8 protein-coding genes are annotated in these 7,380 nt (G+C 71.4%); 3 read left to right on the top strand and 5 right to left on the bottom strand.

Annotation, left to right across the window (positions count from 1 at the left end; all coding sequences use genetic code 11):
- Positions 1–114 precede the first annotated feature (114 nt).
- The 5 genes from AB8Z36_RS26440 to AB8Z36_RS26420 all read right to left on the bottom strand — a co-directional run bounded on the left by AB8Z36_RS26440 (position 115) and on the right by AB8Z36_RS26420 (position 3,808).
- A complete protein-coding gene (locus AB8Z36_RS26440) occupies positions 115–1,113 on the bottom strand; it encodes an ABC transporter substrate-binding protein (RefSeq protein ID WP_369215881.1) in 999 nt (332 codons plus the stop codon).
- 72 nt (positions 1,114–1,185) lie between these two features.
- Complete coding sequence (locus AB8Z36_RS26435) at positions 1,186–2,034, bottom strand: siderophore-interacting protein (protein ID WP_369215880.1); 849 nt, start codon at positions 2,032–2,034, stop codon at positions 1,186–1,188.
- Positions 2,031–2,270, bottom strand: coding sequence for a phosphopantetheine-binding protein (locus tag AB8Z36_RS26430; RefSeq protein WP_369215879.1), 240 nt, complete (start codon positions 2,268–2,270; stop codon positions 2,031–2,033). The genes AB8Z36_RS26435 and AB8Z36_RS26430 overlap by 4 nt, the downstream gene beginning before the upstream one ends.
- Before the next feature lie 201 nt (positions 2,271–2,471).
- The gene (locus AB8Z36_RS26425) at positions 2,472–2,912 is read right to left on the bottom strand and encodes an OsmC family protein (RefSeq protein WP_369215878.1); all 441 of its coding nucleotides are present in this window, start codon (positions 2,910–2,912) and stop codon (positions 2,472–2,474) included.
- A gap of 56 nt (positions 2,913–2,968) precedes the next feature.
- Positions 2,969–3,808 (bottom strand): GntR family transcriptional regulator, encoded by an 840-nt coding sequence (locus tag AB8Z36_RS26420; protein ID WP_369215883.1) that lies wholly within the window; start codon positions 3,806–3,808, stop codon positions 2,969–2,971.
- A 255-nt stretch (positions 3,809–4,063) separates the two neighbouring features.
- On the opposite strand from AB8Z36_RS26420, the gene AB8Z36_RS26415 reads away from it, so the two are divergent.
- From AB8Z36_RS26415 to AB8Z36_RS26405, 3 genes are all read left to right on the top strand, one after another.
- The gene (locus AB8Z36_RS26415; RefSeq protein ID WP_369215882.1) at positions 4,064–5,335 is read left to right on the top strand and encodes an extracellular solute-binding protein; all 1,272 of its coding nucleotides are present in this window, start codon (positions 4,064–4,066) and stop codon (positions 5,333–5,335) included.
- An 87-nt stretch (positions 5,336–5,422) separates the two neighbouring features.
- Entirely contained in the window at positions 5,423–6,391 is a 969-nt protein-coding gene (locus AB8Z36_RS26410; RefSeq protein WP_369215877.1) for a carbohydrate ABC transporter permease, read from the top strand.
- Positions 6,388–7,224: a carbohydrate ABC transporter permease gene (locus AB8Z36_RS26405; protein ID WP_369215876.1), complete on the top strand. Its 837-nt coding sequence runs from the start codon at positions 6,388–6,390 to the stop codon at positions 7,222–7,224. The genes AB8Z36_RS26410 and AB8Z36_RS26405 overlap by 4 nt, the downstream gene beginning before the upstream one ends.
- Positions 7,225–7,380 lie beyond the last annotated feature (156 nt).

Raw genomic sequence — 7,380 nt, 5'->3', positions numbered from 1 at the left:
CGCCGATGCTGAGCACGGCGACCGCCGCGAGCAGCACGAGGCCGCCGACGAGCAGCCCCGCCCGGGACACGCCCCGCCTCCTCCGCACCGCACCGGTCGTGCGGCCTGCCGCGGTCACGGCTTCAGGAGCGGCGCGAACGACTCGTCGATCGCGTCCAGGGTCTGCATGGCCTGTCCGTAGGTGGCGGCCTCGGTGTAGCGGATGGGGAAGGTCTTCTTGGCCTTGACGGCCGGGAGGTTCTTCCACAGCTTGGAGTCCATGACGTACTTCACCGACTCGGGGACGCTGCCGTCGGCGTTGACGGAGTAGGTGAGGGCGTCGGCCTCGGCGAGCCCGTCGGGCAGCTCCTCCAGGGAGGGGTACTCACTGACGGCGCGCGAGCCGGGTCCTGGCTTCTTGACCTTGCCGTAGTACTTCGCGCCGACGTCCTCGGCGATGTTGGTGCCCCACGAGCCGCCGAACTCGCGCTGGAAGGTGCCCTTGGCGGCCTCGCCGTAGGCGCCGACGTGGCCCAGCTTCAGGTCGGGCAGCACGTTCTCGTACTTCTTGGCGAGGCCCGCGGCCTTCTCCTCGTACGCCTTCCGCGTGGCGTCGAACTTCTTCAGCGCGCCCGCGGCGTCGGCCTGCTTGCGGGACTGCTCGCGCCAGGCGGAGGGCACGGTCGGGCCGATGGCGACGACGGGCGCGATGGACTTCAGGCGCTTCATGTCGATGTCGCCGAGGACGGGGGCCGGGACGCCGATCACGATCAGGTCGGGCTCGGCCTCGGCGATGGCCTCGTAGTTGGTCTCGGCCGCCTGCTCGCCCGCCACCTTGGTGAGCTTCTTGTAGGTGGCGAGATCCTTCTTGCTCATCATCGGCTCGCCGCGCTTCCACGAGGAGATGCCGACCAGCGGGGCGTGGGCCTCGATCATGACGGGCACGGCGTAGCCCGTGGCGACCACGCGCCTGGGGTTCGCCGGGATGGTGATCCTGCCGTTGTCCGCCGCGAACGTCCGGGTCTTGCCGTCACCGGCCTTGTCGGAGCCGCCGTCCGACGACGCACCGCAGCCGGTGACGACGAGGGCCAGTGCCACGGCACCGATCAGGGCCGTGGATCTGCGTATGGGCATGCGAAACTCCTTGGTCTGCTGCTGCGGATTGCGCTGAAGCGATGGGTGAATGGAGGTGGGAAGGGAAGCGGTTCAGTGGTCGTCGTCGAAGTCGGCGACGCCGCGCTTCCAGTAACCGGTGATGTCGGCGTCGGCCCTGTCCAGGCGCAGTTCGTCGCGGACCCAGCGGCGCAGCGGCTTGATCTGGCCCGCCTCGCCCGCGGCCCACACGTACAGCCGCTCGCCCGTGGGCACGGTCACCGCGGTCACGGCCTCGGCCAGTGCGTCGCCGGTGCCGGGGGCGCGGTCGCCGCGGTGCAGCCAGCGCACCTCGAAGCCGTCGGGCGCGGAGAGCTCGATCTCCTGCGTGGCGTCGGCGACCTCGATGAACACCCAGCCCTTCGCGGTGCGGGGCAGTTCCTCCAGCCACCGCGCGATGGCGGGCAGCGCCGTGATGTCACCGGCGAGCAGGTAGCGGTCGTAGACGTGCGGGACGATGAGGCCGCCGGGCGGGCCCGCGAGGTGCACGACCGCGCCCGGTCGGACCGCCGCCGCCCAGTCGGACGCGAGGCCGCCGTCGTGCGGCGCGATGTCGATGTCGATCTCGGCGGTGGCCGGGTCGTAACGGCGCACGGTGTACTCGCGCGAGGTGGGCGAGGGGCGGGGCCAGCGCAGCATCGCCCCGTTCTGCTCGGGCAGGCGCAGCGAGCCGTCCGGCTCGGGGAAGATCAGTTTCACGTGCTCGTCCGGCGCGTGGGCCTCGAAGCCCCGGGCGCCGGGTCCGCCGAGGGTGAGCCGCAGCAGGCCGGAGCCGACCATGGCGGTGCGCACGACCTCGGTCTCGCGCACCCGGATCGGGTAGCCCACCTTCTCGGGGGCGCGCCCCGCGCGGACCTCGGCGATCCGCTCCAGGTGGCGGTGCCTGTGGTCCTCGCGCGTCATGCGTCCCGGCCCGTCAGAAGCGCCGTCCAGTGCCCCAGTTCGGGCTGTTCCGCGAGGTCGGGGAATTCCACGGCGGTGGCGCCCGCGGCGCGCCAGCGCTCGATCAGCATCATGATGCGCACCGAGTCCAGACCGTGGTCGAGCAGGTTGTCCTCGGGCGCGAGGTCGGCGGGGTCGCAGTCGAGCAGCTCCGCGACATCGGCGCGTACGCGCTCGGGCGACAAGGTCTGGTCCATGGGGGCTCCTGCGGAGGTCGGCGCCGGCGGCGCGGTCGGTCCGGGGGCACCGCGAACCGACATCCGCTCCCCCTGACTGGCTAGGCAAGGCTAACCTAACTAAACGCTCGGAGCGCACGCAACCGATCATCCGGCCACCTCAGAGGCCCTGCCGCCCCCTCCGGGTCCGGCCGCCTTCCCCTGGGCCCAGCCCCCTTGGGATCAGCCGCCCATGAACAGCATCGTTCCGTCGGGCCCGATCGCCTCGACGCGGGCGCCGTGCTCGACCGTGCGGCTCACCGTGCAGTACTTCTCGTGGGTCAGCCGGATGGCCCGTTCGAGCGTCTCGGCGGCACTCCGGTCCCCCTCGGGCAGGGCGAGTTCGTAGGAGACGCGGACCGTGCCGACGCGGCCGTCGTCCTCGGGCCGCGACACCGACTCGACGACGATGCGCAGGGCGTCGTGCTCGACGGAGCGCGCGGTGCGGTCCACGACCAGACCGCCGCAGCCGCCGAGCGCGGCGAGGAGCAGTTCGACGGGGGTGAAGGAGGGCTGGGCGCCGGGGTCGTCGGCGGCGGCGATGCGGACCTCGGCGCCCCGGTCGTTGCGGGCGGTCCAGTCGCGTTCGCCGGTGCGTACGGTCTCGATGCGGTAGTCGGCCATGGCGGAACGGTAACCACGGGCGGGCCCGCCGTCGCGGAGGCCGCTCCGACGCGCCCTCAAGGGGCCTGCTGCACATCCCCCCGGGTGGAGGACGCCACGGTGTCCCGGTGCGCGAAGTCGCCGGGCGGGATGCCGGGGTGGTGGCCCGGCAGGGGCTCGGCGGCCGTGGCGGCGGGGCCGAGGGTGAGCCGGGAGACAATGCGGTAGCGGTCGCCCCGGTAGAGGGAGTGGACGTACTCGACGGGGCGGCCCGCGGTGTCGGAGGTGAGCCGCTCGAAGAGCAGCGCCGGGGACAGCTCCGGCACGTCGAGGAGGTCGGCCTCGGCGCGGGTGACCACGGTCGGCTCGATGGCCTGCACGGCTTCGCGGACGTGTACGTCGTGGTGCTCGCGCAGGTGCTCGTACAGGTCGCCGCTCTCCAGCTCCCGGTCGGTCAGGCCCGGCACGAGGTCGGCGCGGATGTGCAGATGCTCGATGGCCATCGGCGAGCCGTCGACGAGGCGCAGCCGGGCCACGTAGACGATCCGGGCGGCGGGCGAGAGGCGCAGCTTGCGGCCGACCCGGGCACCGGCCTGGATGGTGGTGAATTCGAGCAGCCTGCTCGACCAGGCACCGGAGGCCGGGGGCACCGCCAACGCCTGTTCGCGCGCCACCAGTTCCTGGGTGATCTTCTGCTGCGCGACGAACATGCCGCGCCCGTGTTCGCGTACGAGAAGACCCGCGGCGACGAGTTCGTCCACGGCGGCGCGCAGGGTCGGCCGGGACACCCCGAGACCGGCGCAGAGGGCGCGCTCGGAGGGGATGGGGTCGCCGGGGCGCTGCGACTCGATGAGCTCAAGGAGGTGGTCCCGCACCCGCTCCCGCTTGAGCACCGCGCCCGGCGCCCGCCGGTCCACGGCGTCGCCCCGTCCCCGTTCCGCGCGTCCTCGCGCGTCGTCGGTCTCCACCGCCCGCCCCCTCGCAGCCTGTGAACCAGTCGCCTTACCAGTTGACCACAAGGCCCCCTTGATCGACAACTGTCCAGCATTACCAAGGGGGTTGACGCTCTCATTGGTCCATGCCACCTTTCTCCATCACCAGAGGTCACCTGACCAGTTGCCCAACTGGTCAGGTCCGACTCCCAGAGGTGACCCGTGACGCTCCGCCCACCCGTGAAGCTCCGCCTGCTCGCCGGTGTCTCCGCGCTCGTCGCGGCCGCCGGACTCAGTGCCTGCAGTCCCTCCGGCTCCGGCGACGGAGGGGCCGGGGACGGCGGGCGCACCACCATCGACGTGTGGCTGATGCGCGACAGCGTGTCGGCGGCCTTCCAGAAGCAGTTCGAGAAGGGCTTCGAGGCGGCACACCCCGACATCGACGTACGGGTGCAGATCCAGGAGTGGGAGGGCATCGGCGAGAAGGTCACCGCCGCGCTCGCCGGCAACGACGCGCCCGACGTCATCGAGACGGGCAACACCCAGGTCGCCCAGTTCGCACGGAGCGGCGGTCTGCTCGACCTGAGCGACAAGGTCGGCGACCTCGGCGGCGAGGACTGGCTGAAGGGCCTCGCCGAGCCGGGCGCGTACGAGGGCAAGCAGTACGGCATCCCGTACTACGCCGCGAACCGCGTCGTCATCTACCGCAAGGACCTCTTCGCCAAGGCGGGCGTCGACGCCTCCTCGATCAGGACCCGCGACCAGTGGATCGCGGCGACGAAGAAGCTGAACAAGGGCGACCGGCAGGGCATCTACCTGCCCGGGCAGAACTGGTACACCCTCTCCGGCTTCATCTGGGACGAGGGCGGCGACCTCGCCACCGAGAGCGGCGGGACCTGGCGGGGCGCCCTGGACACGCCCGAGGCCCTGCGCGCCATGGCCTTCTACGAGAAGCTCCAGGCGCTCGGCAAGGGCCCCAAGGACTCCGACGAGGCACAGCCGCCCCAGGCCGAGGTAATGGCCAAGGGCCAGGTCGCGCAGCTCATCAGCACCCCGGGCGGAGCCCACGTCGTCACCCGGAACAACCCCGGCCTCAAGGGAAAGCTGGGGTTCTTCCCCGTCCCCGGCAAGACGCCCGGCACCCCGGGCGCCGTCTTCACCGGCGGCTCCGACCTGGTCATCCCGACCGTCTCGCGGCACCACGACGCCGCGTACACCTTCGTCAAGGAGCTCACGGGCGACGCCTGGCAGAAGAAGCTCGCCGTCGCGATGAGCTACGTGCCCAACAAGACGACGCTCGCCAAGGCCGTCGCCAAGGATCCCGGGGCCTCGGCGATGGCGGTCGGCGCGGCCGTCGGGCACGCCACCCCGAACACCCCCGGCTGGGCCGCCGTCGAGGCGAAGAACCCGGTCAAGGACTACATGACGGCCGTCCTGACCGGCTCCGACCCGGAGCGCGCGGCCGCCCGGGCGTCCGACGCGATCACGTCGGCGATGAAGTCCGGCACATGACGGGCCCGGCACGAGCCCAGGACATGACCGCTCCGGAACGAGCCCAGGATATGACCCCTCAAGGACCTGACGAAGGGAGTGAGCGCCGTGACGGCCGTCCATGAGCGGACCCCGCCCCGCACCCTCCGCCGGCCGCCCCGGCGCCCGCCACGTCCGCCGCGCCGCGCCGCCGGCTCCGGCGGCTGGCCCTGTCTGCTCGTGGCGCCCGCCGTGCTCGGCATGGTGTACCTGCTGCTGTACCCGCTGGCGCGGGCCGTCCTGATCTCCTTCCAGGACTTCGGGCTGCGCGAACTCATCCTCGGCGACGCGCACTTCACCGGCTTCGACAACTACACGACGCTGCTGTCCGACCCCCGCTTCTGGACGGTGGTGCGCCGGACGTTCCTCTTCATGGCCCTCAACGTCGTACTGATCATGGTGCTCTCCACCCTGGTGGCGCTGATGGTCGAGCGGCTCGGCCGGTTCGGCCGGACGGTGGTCCTCAGCGCGCTGGTGCTCACCTGGGCCATGCCGGTGGTCGCCGCGACGACGGTCTTCCAGTGGCTGTTCCACTCCGAGTTCGGCATCGTCAACCACACCCTGACCGGGCTCGGCTTCACCTCGTTCGAGGGCTACCCCTGGCTGGCGCACGGCCCGGCCGCGTTCGCGATCCTGGTGACACTCGTGGTGTGGCAGTCGGTGCCGTTCGCCGCGATCACGCTCTACTCGGCGCTGACCACCGTGCCGGGCGAGCTGTACGAGGCAGCGCGCATCGACGGCGCGTCAGGACCCCGCGTCTTCCGCTCCATCACCCTGCCGATCGTGCGCCCGGTCTTCATGCTGGTGCTCTCGCTCGAAGTGATCTGGACGTTCAAGGCGTTCGTGCAGATCTGGGTGATGACACGCGGCGGCCCCGGCGACGCGACCACGATCCTGCCCGTGTACGCGGTGCAGACCGCCCTCTCGGGCCAGCACTACGACCTCGGTTCGGCGGCCTCGATGGTGACGGTGCTGCTCATGTCCGGTGTGCTCGTCCTGTACTTCCGGCAGATGTTCCGACAGGAGGCCGAGCTGTGACCGCGCCGCGCGCCCTGCGCCGCCTGCCCCTCGCCCTCGCCGCCACCCTCACCGTGGCCGTCTGCCTCTTCCCCGTGTACTGGATGGCCGCCACAGCCTTCAAGCCGTCCAGGGACATCCAGTCGGACGACCCCCGGCTGCTGCCCCGGAGCTGGACGCTCGACCACTTCCGGCGGGCCGTCGACGCCGACGGCTTCGGCCTCTTCTGGCGCAACAGCGTCCTCGTGACACTCGGTGCCGTGGCCCTCTCGCTGCTGGTGGCGCTCGGCGCCTCCTTCGCGGTGGCCCGCATGCGCTGGCGCGGGCGGCGGCAGTTTATGCTCATGGTGTTCGTGGCCCAGATGGCGCCGTGGGAGTCGCTGATCATTCCCGTCTACATCATCGCGCGGGACACGGACATGCTCGACCGGCTGCCGACGCTGACGCTGGTGTACTTCATGATGACGCTGCCGTTCACGGTCGTCGTGCTGCGCGGCTTCATCGCCACGATCCCGCCGGAGCTGGAGGAGTCGGCGCAGGTCGACGGCTGTACGCGGTTCACCGCCTTCCGCCACGTGGCGTTCCCGCTGCTCGCGCCCGGCCTCATGGCGACCTCGCTGTTCGGCTACATCACGGCGTGGAACGAGTTCGCGTACGCCAACTTCCTGATCATCAAGCAGCAGGACCACCGGACGCTGCCGGTGTGGCTCTCCTCCTTCCACAACACCTTCGGCACCGACTGGGGCGCCACGATGGCCGCCTCCACGCTCTTCGCCCTGCCCGCCCTCGTCATCTTCCTGCTGCTGCAACGGCATGTGACGTCGGGCTTCGCGGCCGGTGCCGTGAAGGGCTGACCMGYCGCAAGCACCGCACCACCGCAAGGACCGCACCGTCCGCCCCCTGGAGGTCCGCAGTGCCCGCACCCAGCCGCCCCGCGCTGGTCCCCCAGCCGACGCAGCTCTCCGTCCGGCCGGGCCACTTCACCCTGGACACCGGCACCGGCGTCCGTA

The sequence above is a fragment of the Streptomyces flavofungini genome (genome assembly GCF_041028215.1).
GTDB lineage: Bacteria > Actinomycetota > Actinomycetes > Streptomycetales > Streptomycetaceae > Streptomyces > Streptomyces flavofungini_B.
This window is presented reverse-complemented; position numbering and strand designations above follow the sequence as displayed.